Annotated in this window: 13 protein-coding genes; 12 read left to right on the forward strand and 1 reads right to left on the reverse strand. The window is 56.6% G+C overall.

From position 1 onward, the window contains the following. Positions 1 to 96: 96 nt before the first annotated feature. Both ACI5FR_RS16135 and ACI5FR_RS16140 read left to right on the forward strand, forming a co-directional pair. Positions 97 to 960 carry an AraC family transcriptional regulator gene (locus ACI5FR_RS16135; protein ID WP_405456018.1) on the forward strand — a complete coding sequence of 288 codons (864 nt, stop codon included), beginning with the start codon at positions 97 to 99 and terminating at the stop codon, positions 958 to 960. A 19-nt stretch (positions 961 to 979) separates the two neighbouring features. Continuing rightward, positions 980 to 1,816, forward strand: coding sequence for an AraC family transcriptional regulator (locus ACI5FR_RS16140; protein WP_405456020.1), 837 nt, complete (start codon positions 980 to 982; stop codon positions 1,814 to 1,816). A gap of 11 nt (positions 1,817 to 1,827) precedes the next feature. Here ACI5FR_RS16140 and ACI5FR_RS16145 read toward each other — a convergent pair whose 3' ends face one another. After that, complete coding sequence (locus ACI5FR_RS16145; RefSeq protein ID WP_405456021.1) at positions 1,828 to 2,958, reverse strand: class I mannose-6-phosphate isomerase; 1,131 nt, start codon at positions 2,956 to 2,958, stop codon at positions 1,828 to 1,830. A 183-nt stretch (positions 2,959 to 3,141) separates the two neighbouring features. Here ACI5FR_RS16145 and ACI5FR_RS16150 point away from each other — a divergent pair, with 183 nt between their 5' ends. The 10 genes from ACI5FR_RS16150 to ACI5FR_RS16195 all read left to right on the forward strand — a co-directional run bounded on the left by ACI5FR_RS16150 (position 3,142) and on the right by ACI5FR_RS16195 (position 16,205). Beyond that, a complete protein-coding gene (locus tag ACI5FR_RS16150) occupies positions 3,142 to 5,325 on the forward strand; it encodes a sensor histidine kinase (protein WP_405456023.1) in 2,184 nt (727 codons plus the stop codon). Continuing rightward, positions 5,322 to 5,972 carry a response regulator transcription factor gene (locus ACI5FR_RS16155; RefSeq protein ID WP_405456025.1) on the forward strand — a complete coding sequence of 217 codons (651 nt, stop codon included), beginning with the start codon at positions 5,322 to 5,324 and terminating at the stop codon, positions 5,970 to 5,972. Before ACI5FR_RS16150 ends, ACI5FR_RS16155 begins: the two co-directional genes overlap by 4 nt. Positions 5,973 to 6,162: 190 nt before the next feature. Further along, the gene (locus ACI5FR_RS16160) at positions 6,163 to 6,858 is read left to right on the forward strand and encodes an ABC transporter ATP-binding protein (protein WP_405456027.1); all 696 of its coding nucleotides are present in this window, start codon (positions 6,163 to 6,165) and stop codon (positions 6,856 to 6,858) included. After that, positions 6,855 to 9,341 (forward strand): FtsX-like permease family protein, encoded by a 2,487-nt coding sequence (locus ACI5FR_RS16165; RefSeq protein ID WP_405456029.1) that lies wholly within the window; start codon positions 6,855 to 6,857, stop codon positions 9,339 to 9,341. The genes ACI5FR_RS16160 and ACI5FR_RS16165 overlap by 4 nt, the downstream gene beginning before the upstream one ends. After that, a complete protein-coding gene (locus tag ACI5FR_RS16170; RefSeq protein ID WP_405456030.1) occupies positions 9,334 to 10,143 on the forward strand; it encodes a hypothetical protein in 810 nt (269 codons plus the stop codon). The genes ACI5FR_RS16165 and ACI5FR_RS16170 overlap by 8 nt, the downstream gene beginning before the upstream one ends. Positions 10,144 to 10,154: 11 nt before the next feature. Continuing rightward, on the forward strand, positions 10,155 to 11,969 hold the full coding sequence (locus tag ACI5FR_RS16175) for an ABC transporter ATP-binding protein (RefSeq protein ID WP_405456032.1): 1,815 nt from the start codon (positions 10,155 to 10,157) through the stop codon (positions 11,967 to 11,969). 116 nt (positions 11,970 to 12,085) lie between these two features. Then, entirely contained in the window at positions 12,086 to 12,787 is a 702-nt protein-coding gene (gene sigK, locus ACI5FR_RS16180; RefSeq protein ID WP_405456035.1) for an RNA polymerase sporulation sigma factor SigK, read from the forward strand. A 298-nt stretch (positions 12,788 to 13,085) separates the two neighbouring features. Next, positions 13,086 to 14,231, forward strand: a complete 1,146-nt coding sequence (locus tag ACI5FR_RS16185; RefSeq protein WP_405456037.1) for a GntR family transcriptional regulator — start codon at positions 13,086 to 13,088, stop codon at positions 14,229 to 14,231. 21 nt (positions 14,232 to 14,252) lie between these two features. After that, a complete protein-coding gene (locus tag ACI5FR_RS16190) occupies positions 14,253 to 15,071 on the forward strand; it encodes an MBL fold metallo-hydrolase (protein WP_405456039.1) in 819 nt (272 codons plus the stop codon). A 21-nt stretch (positions 15,072 to 15,092) separates the two neighbouring features. Continuing rightward, positions 15,093 to 16,205, forward strand: coding sequence for an extracellular solute-binding protein (locus ACI5FR_RS16195; protein WP_405456041.1), 1,113 nt, complete (start codon positions 15,093 to 15,095; stop codon positions 16,203 to 16,205). Positions 16,206 to 16,211: the final 6 nt, after the last annotated feature.

Here is a 16,211-nt window from a genome sequence, read left to right on the forward strand (position 1 = left end):
GGACCCACGAATCCTACCTGCGTTCTTGACATTCTAATCCGGTATGACTGACAATGTGAGGAGTAGCACTAGGAACGGAACAGGAGGCGGGGGAGCATGGAGACCAGGCAAAATGTGCTGCTCGGGCACAAGATGTTCGGCAGCGGATCGATCTTTATCAACCGGATCGAAGAAGGCTTCGAGAACAGCTTCCACACGCACGATTTCATCGAGATCACCTACGTATCGGAAGGCCGCGGCTACCATCATATCGGCGATACGGTGCAGCCGGTGAGCAAGGGCGATCTGTTCGTGCTGCCGATCGGCGTCCCGCACGTCTTCCGGCCCGCGACGCCGGAGCGCGACCATCGGCTCGTCGTCTACAATTGCATCTTCACGGAAAGCTTGTTCGAGCATCTGCGCGATCATGTGTTGGTCGATCTCGATCTCAGCGCTCTGCTGAAGCTGGTGCCCGGACGCAACGACAACGGCTACTGGATCCGGGACCGCGACTTGGCGTGCGAGCAGTACTTTATTGCAATGCATGAGGAATACCACGCGAATCGCGGAGGGAAGCTCGCTGCGCTGTACGGGTTGCTCATCCAACTGCTCGTCGTCGTGCATCGGAAGTCCATGCTGCCCGATGAACCTGCGTTCCGGGCGGGGGACCCGCTGAGCGACGCCATCGAGTTCGTCCGCTCCCATGCGGGAGAGGCCATCACCGTACGGGAAGTCGCGGACTTGTGCCGGATGAGCGAACGGCATTTCTTCCGCTTGTTCAAACAGCGCACGGGCCAGACATTCCACGAGTTCGTCCAGCATGCCCGTATCCGCACCGCCTGCGAGCTGCTGCAGTGTACGACGCAGAAGGTCGGAGCGATCTCGGAGACGGTCGGTTATGCGGATTTGGAGAGCTTTTACCGCGTCTTCAAGCGTATAGTGGGGACTACGCCGGGGGAGTATCGCAAAGGTTGTCACTAATCGTTCGGGAGGAATCCGTATGTATGAGCTGGCACAGTCGCTCGAGCGGCTCACCTTCCGCATCAGCGGCTCCTGCGGCAAGACGAGATGCCGCCCGGGGTGGTATTGGGATCACCAGACGCCGTTCGCGGATTTCGATATTTTCTATGTGGTGTCGGGAAAAGGCACGATGCGGTTAGGCGGGGAAACGTTCGAGCTGAGCCGGAAAAGCTGCATCATTATGCGCCCCGGCGACTTGCCCAAGGCGACGCAGGACCAGACGGAGAGGCTCGTCGTGCTTTTCATACATTTCAGTCTGCTGGGCGCGGATGCGGAGCCGCTCATGGATTTCGAATTTCCCCGGCATACGCAGATCGGAGAGTCGTTCGAGGCGGAGACGGTGTTGTTCCGCATGATCGACCTGCGGGACATCCCGGTGCCTCTGCAGGCGCTCGAGTTCGACGCGCTGATGAAATGTTTCTTCGCCGGGTTGTTCCGCCACCATCTCGCACCGGCGCAAGCTCCTGCGGTAACGGGCAAGCAGCTGCAGGCCGTCCGCCGGCTAATGGCGGTCATCCGCCAGGAAGGCGGGGTCGACATCGACCTGCAGCAGCTGGCCGATCGCCTGGAGCTGTCGCCGCAATACATGAGCCGGCTGTTCAAGGCCGCGACGGGCAAAACCTTGAAGTCGTACATCGCGGTTACGAAGATGGAGACGGCGAAGGACTTGTTCATCCACACCCGCATGAACGTCACGGAGGTGGCGGAGCAGCTCGGCTACAGCGATGTGTATGCGTTCAGCAAATGCTTCAAGATGGCGTTCGGCCTGTCGCCGACACACTTCTTGACCCAAATCCGAGCCTCCGTCGAGGCGTAGGCGGCTGCACTCTATTCCGGCGGGTGGCACAGCACGACGACGAGCTCGGCATCCGGGCTCGCGCCCTCCCGGATCCAGCTCATCCGCTCCAGGCCCGCCGGCAGGAACAGCGTATCGCCTTGCTTCACGTCCAAGCTAGCCTCTCCATACGCGAGCCGGCCGCTTCCTGCGGCGATGATCGCCACCGCGAAGGCGTCCCGCTTCTCGTAGGCGTACGTGCCGGTCACGCGCAGCCGGTTCATGCGGAACCGCTCCGTATGCTTGGGCTGGATGAGGGCGATCTCCTGCCCGCCCGGCTGCTCGGCCAGCACCTCCGGCTCGACCTTCGAGCGGCGGAGTGCACCCTCCAAGTCCGTCGGCTCGTAATGGAAGCAGTCCAGCATCCGCTCGAAGCCGATCCCTTGGTGGCACGCCTTGTCCTGCAGCTTGACACCCCGGGGGGTAGTTCGCTCCGTGCGGAGCGTCAGGTCGGTCGGCTCCTGGATCTCGATCAAGAGGCAGCCGCTCCCGATCGCATGCGGCAGTCCGCCGGTGATGAGGAATACTTCGCCTTCCTTCACCTCGACCTTATGCAGGGCGTCCAGCATCGCCGGGATGTCCTGCTCCTCGAACAGCTGGCGCCACCGTTCCCTCGTCACGTCCGGCTTGAAGCCGAGCAGGACGTAAGGCGGTTCTCCGCCGATCGTCCGGCCGCCGAGAATGTACCACGCTTCCGTCTTCCCGAAGCGGGACCCAAACGCGCTCATCGCGAACTCGGGGTCGGGATGCACCTGGATCGTCAGCCGTTCGCACGAATCGAGCACTTTGACGAGCAGGGCGGGGCTGGCCTCGTGCTTCGCCGCATGGCGCGCCCCGAGAAAGGCGGCCGGGTCGGACTCGATCAGCTGCTTGAGCGTGACCGGTTCCCCCGCGTCACGTCCCGGCAGCAGCACCTTGCTCAGTCCTTCCACGGGCAAATGCTCCCGCCCGGCATTAACGGCCTGCACAGCGGATGCGACCCATTGCTCGGGGAACTCGCTGTCCTGCGGGTCGGCTTGCCCCCGCCACGCCTCCAAGGCTTGTCCGCCGCTATATGTCCGCCACACTCGATCGTCGCTCAGCTTGAGGGGAATGGCGCCTGCTTGCCGGGTTATGTTATCCATGATTGGCCTCCTAGGTTTTCTCGCTGTTTTCTGTCCTCATTGTACCTTTTTCGGAGTGGCGCGTGAATCCCCATCATTTGCGGTCCCCACCCCTATTTTTGCGCGATCCCAATATGTGAAATCCGGTATAATGAATCCCATGGCACTGCCTCAACGCCGATCTTACCGGAAGGGAACTTGAATATGGACGCATTGGTGCAAGAAAAGCTGTACCGGATTATCGCCGAGCATACGCAGGATATTATCGTCTTGGTCGACCATGAGGCGAACGTCCGTTACGTGTCCCCCTCGATTTACTCCTTGGGCGGCTATGCCATAGAAGAGTACAAGGACGCGCACGCGTTCGAAATTCTCCATCCTGAGGACCGGGAGCGGGTCAATCAAGTGTTCGTGGAGGTGCTTAAGACCAAGCGGCCGGCAGACGTGGACTATCGGGTCGTTCATAAGGAAGGGCATACCCTCTATGCCGAAGCTCGCGTCAAGCCGGTGCCGGATTCGAACGGGCAGGTCGAATACGTCGTGGCTGTAGTCAGGGATGTGACCGAGCGTCATAAAACCGGGCAGCTGTTGGAGCAAATTCTCGATAACATCAATGCCGTCGTTTTTTCCACGGATCAAAATTTCAGCCGCTACTCGCTCAGTGTGGGCAGCATCGAGAAACTGTCGGGGCTCCGCAGAGAGGAGCTCATGAACAGCCCGATTCGGCTCCATGATCATATTCATCCGGATGACAACGCGGTGCTCTTCGGCGAGACGAAGGAGAAGCTGGACCGGGGGATGCGGGTCGTCCAAGATTTTCGGTTCATTCATGTGCCGGATGAGACGCGCTGGGGGCGGCTCATTATGCAGCCTTACGTGACGCATACCGGTGTTATGGAGCGACTAGACGGCATCATCATGGACATAACGGAGAAGAAACGATCCGATCTCGCGCTCGAAGAGAGCGAGCAGCGGTATACATCGCTCTTCGAGAACAATCTGGACGGCGTGTTTACGATGGAGCTGAACGGCTTTTATTTCGTGAATGCAAACCGCGCCTTCGAAACGATTACCGGGATCCCCATGTCGCAGCTGACCGGCCGCTGCTTCATCGGCATGGTCCATGACGAAGATCATACGGTCGTGTACGAGAAGCTGTTCGAGGTGCTACGGCAGGGGAAGCCTGGAGACTGCGAATGCCGGCTCAATTCCGTCCAACCGGGGGAGAAGTTCGTCAGCCTTACGCTCGTCCCGATCTTCCTGGCCGGTCAATTAAACGGCATCCACGGCATTGTGAAGGACATTACGGTCCGGAAGCGGGAAGAGCGGGAGCTGATCGAGAGCGAGGAGCGGTACAAATTCCTGCAGCAAAGCTTAAACCGCTTCTCCAGCGATCTGGCGAACGTGATGAAGGTGAGCGAGCTGGAACGGCGGCTCCTCGAAGAAGTGAACGCCGTCCTGAAAGTCGAGGATGCGGCGATCGAGGAGGCGCCGAGCGGGCAGGAGGTCCAACAGGGCGACCCACACAAGATCCGCGTCCGCATCGGAGAGAAGCAGCAGCCCGTCTACCTGGGCATCGCCTTGAGCCAGCCGCTGCTCAAAATTGAGAAGGAATGGCTCGAAACGGCGATTCACTATGTAACGCTCCTGTACGACAACCTGCAGCGGATCGAAGACCTGATGACCCGGTTGGAGTCGCACGTCTCGGCCAATGAAACTCCCAAATGGATGCTGCGGCTCCTGTTCCAGCTCTCCGAGAAGGAGCGGGCTTCGCTGTCCAGCGATCTGCACGATTCCGTCCTGCAGGACTTGATCATCTGGTATCGAAAGCTGGAGTCGCTTCGCTCCTCCGAATCGCTCGGGGAGCCGACGGAGCGCCAATTGAAACAGATCGAGGAAGGGCTGCTCGACGCGATCCATCAGATCCGCATTACGTGCAACGAGCTGCGGCCGCCGTTTTTGCTGAAGATGGGACTTGTGGAATCGTTGAAAAGCTTGTTCGCGTATACCCGGATGTTTTCCAATTACGAAATTGAATTTACAGCCGATCCCCAAAACATCCCTTTGAATGAGGACCAGCTTCTGGGCATGTACCGGATCGTGCAGGAGCTGCTGCATAATGCGGCCAAGCATTCTCAGGCGAGCCAGGTGAAGATATCGCTTTCCGGCACGGACGAGCAGCTTCTATTCACGTATGCTGACGATGGCGTCGGGATGGATATGTCGGCGTATGAGGGCTCGTTTCAACATATGGGACTGGCCGGAATCGAGAAGAGGGTACTCAGCCTGGAAGGGCGCGTCGAGCTGCAGTCGGCACCGAATGCAGGGTTCTGCGTACGGATTCGGTTTCCCATACAATCGAGTGAGAGGGGGAGGTGGACGCCATGAGAATTTTATTGGTGGATGATCATCGGTCGGTCGTGGAAGGGACGAAAATGCTGCTCGAATCCGAGCCGGACATGCAGGTTACGATCGAGACGGACGTATACGCGGTACCGGATCTCGTGCGGCTTCATAAATTCGACGTCATGTTGTTCGATCTCTATATGCCGAATACGAACGGAGCGGACTTGACGCGCAAAGTGCTGGAGTACGTTCCAGATGCGGTGATCCTGATCTATTCGGGGTTCGAGATCGCGCCGCACTTCAATCTGCTGATGGAGTCGGGGGTCTCCGGCTTTGTCGCCAAAACTTCGACCCGCGAGCAGCTGATCCAGGCGGTTCGCTATGCCGCGAGGAAGGAAGCGATTATTCCAATGTCGCTCCTGAAGCAGCTCCGGCGTCACGAGATCCTCGTCCGGGGCACGGGCGGACAGCATGACACGTCGATCACCCAAGAGGAGGACAAGCTGCTGCGGGAGCTGGCCAAGGGCAAGAGCAACAAGGAAATCGCAGTCACGCTTATGATCAGCCAGCGGTCGCTGGAGTACAGTTTGACGGAGCTGTTCCAGAAGCTGCAGGTCGGCTCGCGCGTGGAAGTGATCAAGAAGGCGAAGAGCCTCGGCATTCTGCCGACGGAAGATTTATATTCGTAAGCAGGTTAAGCCCGGTCCGGTGAGGATCGGGCTTTTTTTGCGGGCCCAGCCCCCGGTTTTTGCGCGATTTACGCAAATTCATGCGGGCGGCTCCGTCAACCTTTGCGCGATGGCAAAGTCTCCGCCGCTTTATGATGGATACATGCCGAACGATCGTATTCGGAACAAACCACAGAAGGACGGAGATTCCATGATCAAGCTGCACCAAGCAACGAAAGTATTCGAGATGGAAGCGGGGAGCTTCACGGCGCTGAGGGAGAGCAATCTTCACATTCAGAAAGGGGAGTTCATCGCCATTATGGGGCCGAGCGGCTCGGGGAAAAGCACGATGCTCCAATTGATAGGGGGCCTGGACCTGCCGACTGCGGGCAGTGTCGTCGTGGACGGCTGCAAGCTGGAGACGCTGAGCGAGATCGAGCGAACGGTGTTCCGCCGACGGAAAGTCGGGTTCGTCTTCCAGAACTATCAGCTGCTCCCGATGATGACGGCGGCGGAGAATATCGCGCTGCCGCTCGCAGCGAACAAGACGCCGAGAGCCGAGATCGAGACGATCGTGCACCGACTGCTGCGAGAGGTCAATCTGGAAGGCAAGGGCGCGAGCTTCCCTTCCCAGCTGAGCGGCGGTCAGCAGCAGCGGGTTGCGATCGCGAGGGCGCTCGCGATGAAGCCGAGTTTGATCCTCGCGGACGAACCGACCGGGAACCTGGATCAGCAGAATGGGCACGACGTGCTGCAGCTGCTGTCGCGGCTCAAGCGGGAGGAGCAAATCACGATCGTTATGGTCACCCATGACCGGGTGGCGGCGCAGGCGGCGGACCGGGTCATCACCCTCCAGGACGGGGAAATCGTCCCTAGCGGGGACCGGGAAGGAGCGGTGGCACGGTGAATCAGTGGCAGTTAGCCTGGCGCAACCTGATGCGAAGAAAGCTCCGCACGATCCTGACGCTTCTGTCGATCGTGATCGGCGTCGCTTCCACATTCGGCGTGATCGCCGCCGTGGATACCGCGAAGCAAGCTTTTCCCCTATATCTGAAATCGGCGTTCGGCAAGGCGGACTACTCTCTATTCGGAACCGACGCTTATTACTCGGAATCGGTGCTCCATGAAGTTCGGCAGCTGGACCATGCGGAGTCGATCGCCGGCATCAAGCAAGCTACGAGTCTGAACCTCACGCAAGAAGGGATTACGTCGATTCAGCTAAGAGTCGACCTGAAGGGCTACAGCGAGATGGATACTCCGCTGCTCGACTTCCGCGTAATCGAAGGGAATGTATCGTCCGGCGGTGCAGTTATTACGGACCGGACCGCCAAAGTCTGGAAAGCCCATGTCGGAGATACGATTTCTTTGGTTACGGACAATGGGAATCGGGATATTCCGATCGGAGCGATTGTGAAGTATACGGCGGAGCTCATGGGGCCGTCCAGCTGGACGATGGCGAAATATCACCCTTGGACCGTGGCGGTTCCCTTCTCCTTCGTGCAGCAAGGCTTCAATCTTTCTGGGAAAGTCGAGGCGATCCAGATCAAGGCCATGCAGGGCGCGGATGCGGCTGCATTAGGGAAACAGCTGGACGACTTGGCGAAACGGCATGACGACCTCTACATGCAGCCGGTCATCCTTGATTTCGATTCTCAGTTCAAGGATGCGGATACGTTCTTCCTCGCGCTCTACATCGCCGGCTTCCTCGGCATCACGCTTAGCGCGGTCGTCATTTTCAATTCCATGTACGTCAGTATCCGGGAGCGCAGGGGCGAGCTCGCTACGCTCAAGACGATCGGCTACACGTCCTCGCAATTGCAGACTTCCGTCCTGCTCGAGGTTGCTGGGCTGTCCGTCATCGGCACGGCGATCGGGTTAAGTATTGGGCTGGGACTCGCAACCTTACTGAAGGCAGTTATTTTCATGGTGTTCAGCGTGCATTCGCAGGAGAGCATGGAGCTCGCCAAAGGTTTCGCGATATCGGCGGCGGCCGGCACGATCGTCCCGATAGCGGCCGCGTTGTACCCGATTCGCCAAGCGGGCAAGGCCAGCGTCATTGCGGTGCTGAAAAATAGCCAAGCCGAGCCTAAATTCAAGCATGGCTGGCGCGGCATCATCGGCGTGCTGCTCATCGTGTCCAGCTTTTGGATCAAGCATTTGCTGCTCGTTTTGCCATTGCTGATCGGCGTCACGCTTCTTTATCCGTACATGTTCCGGGGCTTTATTTTTCTGACCAAACCGGTTTACCGGCTGCTCTTCGGATTCAGCGGAGAAGTGGCGTCGCGGAATTTGAACCGGAATCTGGGCCGCACCTCGATGACTTCGGTCATCCTCTGTCTGGGCATCGCGATGATCGTGCTGATGAGCTCGCTGAACTCGGCCATTATACAAACGTACGAGAGAGTGATCTATTCGTCTTATGGCGGCAACCTGGACATTATGCTCCACCACATCGAGGATACCGATCTGGACCAGTTGAGGCGCACGGAGGGCGTGGCCGACGCACAGACGTATCCGCTTCAATCCGTCGTCTGGGACTTGATGGGGCAGAAGCGCAAGCTGCCGGTATACGGGGTTGGGGCGGATTGGATCGATCGGTTCCCGCTGTTCACTTACGAGGGGGCCTCCCGGGGAGATTTGATCCGCGGCTTGGGGGAGGACGAGCTCGTGCTGGATCGCATCGCCTTCCAAGTGTGGGGCGGGCGCATCGGGGACACCGTCACGCTCGAGACGTTGAACGGGAAACAGGCCTTCAAGGTCGTGGCGGTCGTTGATACGATGAAGAACGACGGGTACGGAGCTTTCATGAGCGACGGCCATTTCCGGGCCCGCTTCGGGCTCAAATACGAGCGGAACGCACTCGTGCTTAAGGATGAGAGGACGTCGCCGCTGCAGCTGCGGGAGAACGTCTTCAATCAATTCGGGGTAAGGATCGAGAGTATGTTCGGGCCGGAGGATTGGGTGGCGGTCGTCGGTGCGAATATAACGGGCGCATTCAGTGTCGTCAACTTCCTGATCGTCTTGTCGATCCTAATCTCCGGGATGGGGATTACGAATACGCTGCTGATGAACATTATGGAGCGCATCCGCGAGCTGGGCATGATGCGTGCGGTGGGGGTGACCCGCAAGCAAGTGGTGCGCATGGTGCTGCTCGAGGGTTTCGGTATCGGTCTCGCCTCTACGGTGATCGGTTGTTTGTTCGGGATCGTGCTGCTTTATATGACATCCACTTTCATAGAAATTTTTTCCTTAACGAATCAATTCGGGGTCTCGTGGCTCATTCTCGGGCTGATCGCCGCCTTCGGCCTTGTCATCAGCTTGATTTCCAGCTTCACGCCGGCTACTCGAGCCTCCAAAACCCGACTAAGCGAGGCGCTTCGATATGAATAAAAACCATGCTGCAGGTTTATTTGTGCTGGTTATGCTGCTGCTCGTTACCGCTTGCAGCTCGAAACCGTCATGGGACGAGGAGCACGTCCACGTGGAGAGTGAACGGCTCCTGGCGGACCTGGTCGCGGCGGACTGGAAGGTTGAGCCTCCCTCGGATGGCGGCAAGGCGTCCACGATCCGCATCCAGCTGAAGCGGGAGGACGGCCGTCCGATCGAGTCGTTCGACCGGAATCATGAGCAGCTGCTCCATCTGATGGTGATCAGCCGGGATTTGTCCTACTTCCATCACATCCATCCGGCCTATCAAGGCTCCGGCGTGTTCGAGATCGCTAACGAGTTTCCCTCCGGTGGCGATTATCGGCTCATCGCCGATTTCAAGCCGACCGGCGGAGATTCGATGACGAAGCTGACGTGGATGCGGGTGGACGGACCGACCGTACTGCCTGTGCCTGTCGTGCCGGATGCCGAACTGGCGCAGACCGCGGACGGCAATCGGGTGAAGCTGGCGATCGACCGGCTTGAGGCGAAACGCGCGGCCACCTTAACCTTCACGATCGAGGAGGAGGGTACCGGCCAGCCAGTCACCGATCTGCAGCCGTATCTCGGCGCAATTGGACATGTGGTTGTGCTCTCGGAGGACGGGGAGCGCTATGTGCACGTGCATGCCGAAGAGGGCCAAGGCTCGGGTCCCGTAGCGCTGTTCGAGACGGAGTTCCCTAAGAGCGGCGTATACAAAATCTGGGGACAGTTCATGCGGAACGATCGCGTTTTCACGGTGGCCTATGTCGTGACTGTCGCCTGAGGAGAGCTCCCATGAAAGTGATTCGAATGTTCCTAGCTTATGCGGCCAAGGAGAAGAAGCGCTATGTATGGGGATTCGTCGGCAGCTTGTTCCGATTTCTGATCCCCCTCACCGTCCCGCTCGTGGTGAAATTTTTGCTCGACGACTTGCTTCAGAACGGGGCGCTGACGGCAGGGGAGAAGACGCAGCAGGTGCTGCTCCTCGCCGCCGTCTCGCTCAGCACCTTCGTACTGCTCCGCTCCCCGATGGAATATGTGCGGCAATCGTGCATGCAGAAAGCCAACAACAACATTATCAAACATTTGCGCCAAGATACGTTCCGCAAGATTCATGCCCTGGACGCCAAATATTTCTCGAATCACAAAAGCGGGGAGATCGGCACCCGGTTCTTCGAGGATATTGAGAAAACGAAGGGCTTCATGACGGCGGTATTCGCCAACGTCTGGATTGAACTGATCGTCCTCCTGTTCGTCATCGGGACGATGTTCACGCTTAACACGAAGCTCACTCTGCTCTCGGTGCTGCTCGTCGGTCTTCAGTTCGCGATCGCCCACTGGTTGTCCCGGAAGTACAAGGTCGCTTCGAAGGACTTGATGCAATACCGCTCCACGCTGAGCGGCTTCCTGTACGAGAAAATTCAAGGCACGGTGCTCGCCAAGCTGTTCGCTACCGAGAAGCGGGACCGGGAAGAGCTGGAGCGGCATCTCGACCGCTACGAGCGATTCACCGATCGCCAGGCGCGTATTCATTCGATCTCCTTGGCTTCGGTGAACGGGTTGAGCGACATGACGCCTTTGATTGTCGTGTTCGTCGGTTGCTTATACGTCATAGACAGCAGCTTGACGATCGGCAGCCTTGTCGCGTTCTTCGCCTACGTGGACCGCATGAGAAGTCCAGTCGCCGCTCTCGTCCAAGCGATGCCGTCTATCGCCGAGGGCAATGTGGCGCTGCGCCGGGTGTTCGACTTTTTCGGCATCCCGAGCGATATCCGTGAAGCGGAGCGTCCTCTCGAACTCGATGCGTTCCGGACGGCCATCCGGTTCAACCGCGTGTCCTTCGCTTATGACGGGCAAGACAAGGTCATTCGGGAGCTGTCGTTCACGATCGAGCGCGGCAAGACGTATGCGTTCGTAGGCGCGAGCGGCGGCGGCAAGAGTACGATTCTGCATCTGCTGACCCGCATGTACGATGCGACTGCTGGGGAGGTGCTGATCGACGAGGTGAACATCCGGGACTACTCCCTGGCGAGTCTGCGGAGCCGGATGGGCATCGTCACGCAGGATAATTTCCTGTACAGCTCTTCCGTGCGGGACAACATTCGGCTGGCGAAGCCGGAAGCGACGGAGGACGAGATCGTGCGTGCCGCCAAGCTGGCTTACGCTCACGAGTTCATCCTCGCCCTGCCGCACGGCTACGACACGGAGATCGGCGAGCGCGGGGTCAAGCTGTCGGGCGGGCAGAAGCAGCGGATCGCGCTCGCGCGTGTGTTCTTGCGCCGGCCGGCGATCCTGCTGCTCGACGAGGCGACGAGTGCGCTAGACAATGAGAGCGAGCGGCTCGTACAAGCCTCGATCCAGGCGCACAACCCGGACCAGACGGTCATCATGATCGCTCACCGGCTCTCGACGGTGATTCACGCCGACCGCATCTTCGTGCTGCAGCACGGCCGGATCGTCGAGAGCGGCACCCACGGGGAGCTGCTGCAGCGGGGCGGCTGCTACCGCGAGCTGTATGCCCAGCAGCAGCCGGTGGAGCTAGGGCTCGCGGCTGCTGCGAGCAGTCCCGCTCCACAGCTCGCTACCGTAGGGGCGGGGAGGGAGAGTTAGTCGGTCCTGCCAAGCCAAGCACCTGGTCAGACCGATGTTTATTCCGCCCGTACAGGCACGCCGGGTTATTCGCCCACATACACTTTAAGTAACACTGTTTGCTGGGGTGATGATGGGTGCCTGGTTTTTTCACTGCGTTTGCTCTATTTATCAAGGAATTGCTGCTGCTCGTCTCCTATGTCAAGAACAACGCGTTCCCGCAGCCATTGGCCGAGGAAGACGAGGAGAAACATTTGCGCCGCATGGCCGCAGGCGACCAGACGTCCCGAAACTTGCTGATCGAGCACAACCTGCGGCTCGTGGCCCACATCGTCAAGAAGTTCGACAACACCGGCGAGGATCTGGAGGATCTCATCTCCATCGGCACGATCGGCCTCATCAAGGCGATCGAGTCGTTCTCCCCGGATAAGGGTACGAAGCTAGCCACCTTCGCCGCCCGCTGTATCGAGAATGAGATACTAATGCATCTCCGTTCGCTCAAGAAAACGCGCAAAGACGTATCCCTTCACGACCCGATCGGAACGGACAAGGAAGGCAACGAAATTACGCTTATCGATATCCTCGGCACGGAAGCCGACGATGTCGTCGATAAGGTGCAGTTGAAAATAGAGAAGTCCAAGATTTATAAAAACCTCGACATTTTGGACGAGCGCGAGAAGGAGGTCGTCGTCGGCCGGTTCGGCCTGGAGCACGGCGGGGAAGAGCGGACGCAGCGGGAGATTGCCAAGGAGCTCGGCATTAGCCGCTCGTACGTATCCCGGATCGAGAAGCGGGCGCTGATGAAGCTGTACCACGAGTTTTATAAGGCGAAGCGTTGAGGGAAAGAATTGTAGGGGCCTGTCGTGGCGGCAGGTCCTTTTTAATTTGTATACAACGTACAAAACTTTTAATAGATGTCACATATCTGTTGGTATGTATTGATATATCAACATTGATATCCTGCCAAGGAAACAATTACACTACCTGGATTTACAAAATATTAATTTATATATCATTGATTATGTCAGTGACATAAATTAAGCTCGTTTTAGATCACATCTCAGGTGATAGTTCCTTGCAAGGAATGCTCTGAATCCTACGCAGGCATTGATTAAATAAAACGAAGGATGACCTTAGATGAAAAATGTACGCGCATCCAAAAAACCTAGTCAGCAATTGTATATGCAGATTGCGGATAAAGTCAAAGACATCATCCAGAGCCGCAGGCTTCAACCGCATGACCCCGTCCCTTCAGAAGGAGAGCTTGCGAAGCTGTTCGGCGTAAGCCGGATGACCAGTAAGCTGGCACTGGAACGGCTGGCAGAGCAAGGTGTGGTCTATCGTTTGCCGAGAAGGGGAACCTTCCTATCCGGACAGCAGGACCGTGTGCCGGATGACGGAGGGCCTCCGCCCCAAAGAGCCCCGGCTCCGGTAGCGGACAAGCCTCGCAGGCAGATAGCCCTTATCGTGCCCCATCTTTCCGATTACACTTCAAGAATTATTGCAGCAGCCGAGTCGGAAGTACGAAAGCACGATTGCGATCTTCTTTTGAAAATCAGCAAGAATAAAGAGGATGAGGATAACTGCCTGCAGAGGCTTGTTGAAGGGAGGATTGACGGCATCGTTTTATTTCCCCAAGGACGCAAGACATGCAGTGATCAGGTGCTGAGATTGAAATTACAGCAATTTCCGATTGTGATTATCGACCGGATCTTCCGTGAGGTTCAGATTGATTGCGTATATCACGATCACTACCTGGGTTCTTACCAGATGACCAAGTATTTGATCGAAAAGGGCCACCGGGAAATCGGATATACTTCGAATGCGATCGAAAATATTACCAGTAGAGAAGAGCGGTATCAAGGCTATATTCAGGCGCTGCTCGATCATGCGATTCCCGTGAAGGTCGAATCCATTCATTTTCGAAGCGTAGCCTGCGATCCAAGCAAGTTTAACGAGAGCGACCCTGAGCAGGAACAGTTTATTAAGGAAAATCCCCAGCTCACAGCCCTTATGGGCGGGGATGATCATGTGGCCATTTCAACCTTATATACGGCCCTGCGCATGGGGATTTCCGTCCCTGATCAGCTTTCTATCGTTGGGTTCTCCGATATTCAATTAGCCGCTTTAACTCCGATTCCCCTTACAACCGTCAGACAGGATACGGAACAGCTTGCCCATTCGGCTTTTAATCTTCTTATGAAGCGGGTTAACCATTCTCTTGAGAAACCGGTAACCATCAAAATTCAAACGACGATCATAGAGAGAAAATCGGTTCTCTAGGTTTGACAAGAGGAGTTTTATATGAAAATTCATTTTCTAGGAACCGCGGCTGCGGAGGGATTTCCGAATGCATTTTGCCGCTGTGAGCATTGTCTGAAAGCAAGAGAGCTTGGAGGGAAAAACATACGAACCCGAAGCTCCGCCATCATTGACAACGTGATTAAATTCGACTATTCACCCGATTCGTATATGCAGGCGCTTCGCGACAACATTGATTTCACCACAATCGAGCACCTGCTTGTCACTCACACGCACTCCGATCATTTTAATGCCTATGACTTGGAATGCCGGAGGATAGGAATTGCTCACAACCTTCAGCATCCGATGCATATCTACGGCAATGATGCCGTGATGCACCATACGCGAGTCGCGATAGGCCGCTTTGCAGGTGAGCGTTATGCCTTCCATCTGCTGCGCCCCTTCGAGACGATCCATGTGGGTGACGCACGGGTTACGCCGCTGCTAGCGGATCATGACCGCATGGAAACTTGCTTGTTGTACGCAATCGAGAAGGGAGGCAAAAAGCTGCTGTACGGACATGATTCCGGGTGGTTTCCGGAAGCTACCTGGGCCTGGTTAAAGGGTAAAGAGCTGGACTGTGCGATTCTCGACTGTACACATGGATATACGGGAAAATCCCGCGACCGCAATCATATGTGTATTGAGACCATCCTGGAGGCTCAGCGCGAGTTTCGGAAAGAGAACATATTGAAAGAGGAAGGGCTCATCGTCGCCACGCATTTTAGCCATAACTCCAAGCTGCTTCACGACGAATTTGAGGAAATCTTCAAACCTGCCGGGATTGTTGCGGCTTATGACGGCATGATTGTTCACATCTAACCAAAAGGAGTGTCAAAAAGTATGTTAAAAAAAATGGTAGGTACCACGTTGCTTTCGATCCTGTGTCTCACGGTAACCGCTTGCGGTGGCGGCAAGACGAACGGAAATGCCACAGGGTCTCCCGCGCCGGCCAATACGCCGTCCGCAACTGCGCCGGCAACGAATGTACCGGTGAAGAATGAGAAGCTGATTGTTTATACGAATGCGAATTCCGACGGTCGCGGCGAATGGCTCATCGAGAAAGCGAAAAGCGCCGGCTTCGAGATTGAGCTCGTCGGAGCAGGCGGGGCCAATTTAACAAACCGGTTGATTGCCGAGAAGAACAATCCGATTGCAGACGTAGTGTTCGGCTTGAACAATATGCTCTATGAAAACCTGAAGAAGGAAAACGTGTTGACCAAATATGTTCCGAAATGGGCTGGAGAAGTGGAGCCGGGCTTGAACGATCCGGAGGGCTACTATCACGGACTTGTGAAGCAAGCGATTCTGCTAGGCTATAATCCGAAAAATTATACACCCGAAACGGCGCCGAAGGATTGGACGGACCTTTATAAAAATCCGGCATTCAAAGGCAAATATGAGGCTCCTACCCTTCTTGGACAAATTACGCCTCAACTCGTCGTGGCAGGAATTTTGACCCGCCACCAGGATCCGAAGGGGGAGCTAGGCATCTCCAAGGAAGGCTGGAATGAAGTGAAGCAATTGTTCGACAACGGAGTGAGAGCCGTTGAAGGCGAAGACTTCTACGCGAACCTGGCAAGCGGAAAAACGCCTCTTGGCACGGTAGTTTCCGGTACACTCGGCAAGAAGGAAGAGCAGTATAAAGTGAAGGCAGGAATCGTAACTCCACAAATCGGCGTACCGATGATTGTAGAGCATGCGGCGATTGTGAAAGGGACCAAGAAGATGGCCAGCGCAGAGCGGTTCGTCGAATGGATGGGTACGGCCGACGTTCAAGGCGAATTTGCGGCCAAGTTTAATTCCATGCCTGCCAATACGAAAGCAGCTGCCAAAGCCAATGAGTCCGTGAAGGCCTTGTATTCCAATTTGAAAGCACAGCCGCTGGATTGGGGCTTCGTTGCTAACAATATTGGCAAATGGGTAGAGAAAATCGAATTGCAGATCATGAAATAAGCAATA

The sequence above is a fragment of the Paenibacillus sp. HJGM_3 genome, from assembly GCF_045062745.1.
GTDB lineage: Bacteria > Bacillota > Bacilli > Paenibacillales > NBRC-103111 > Paenibacillus_AA.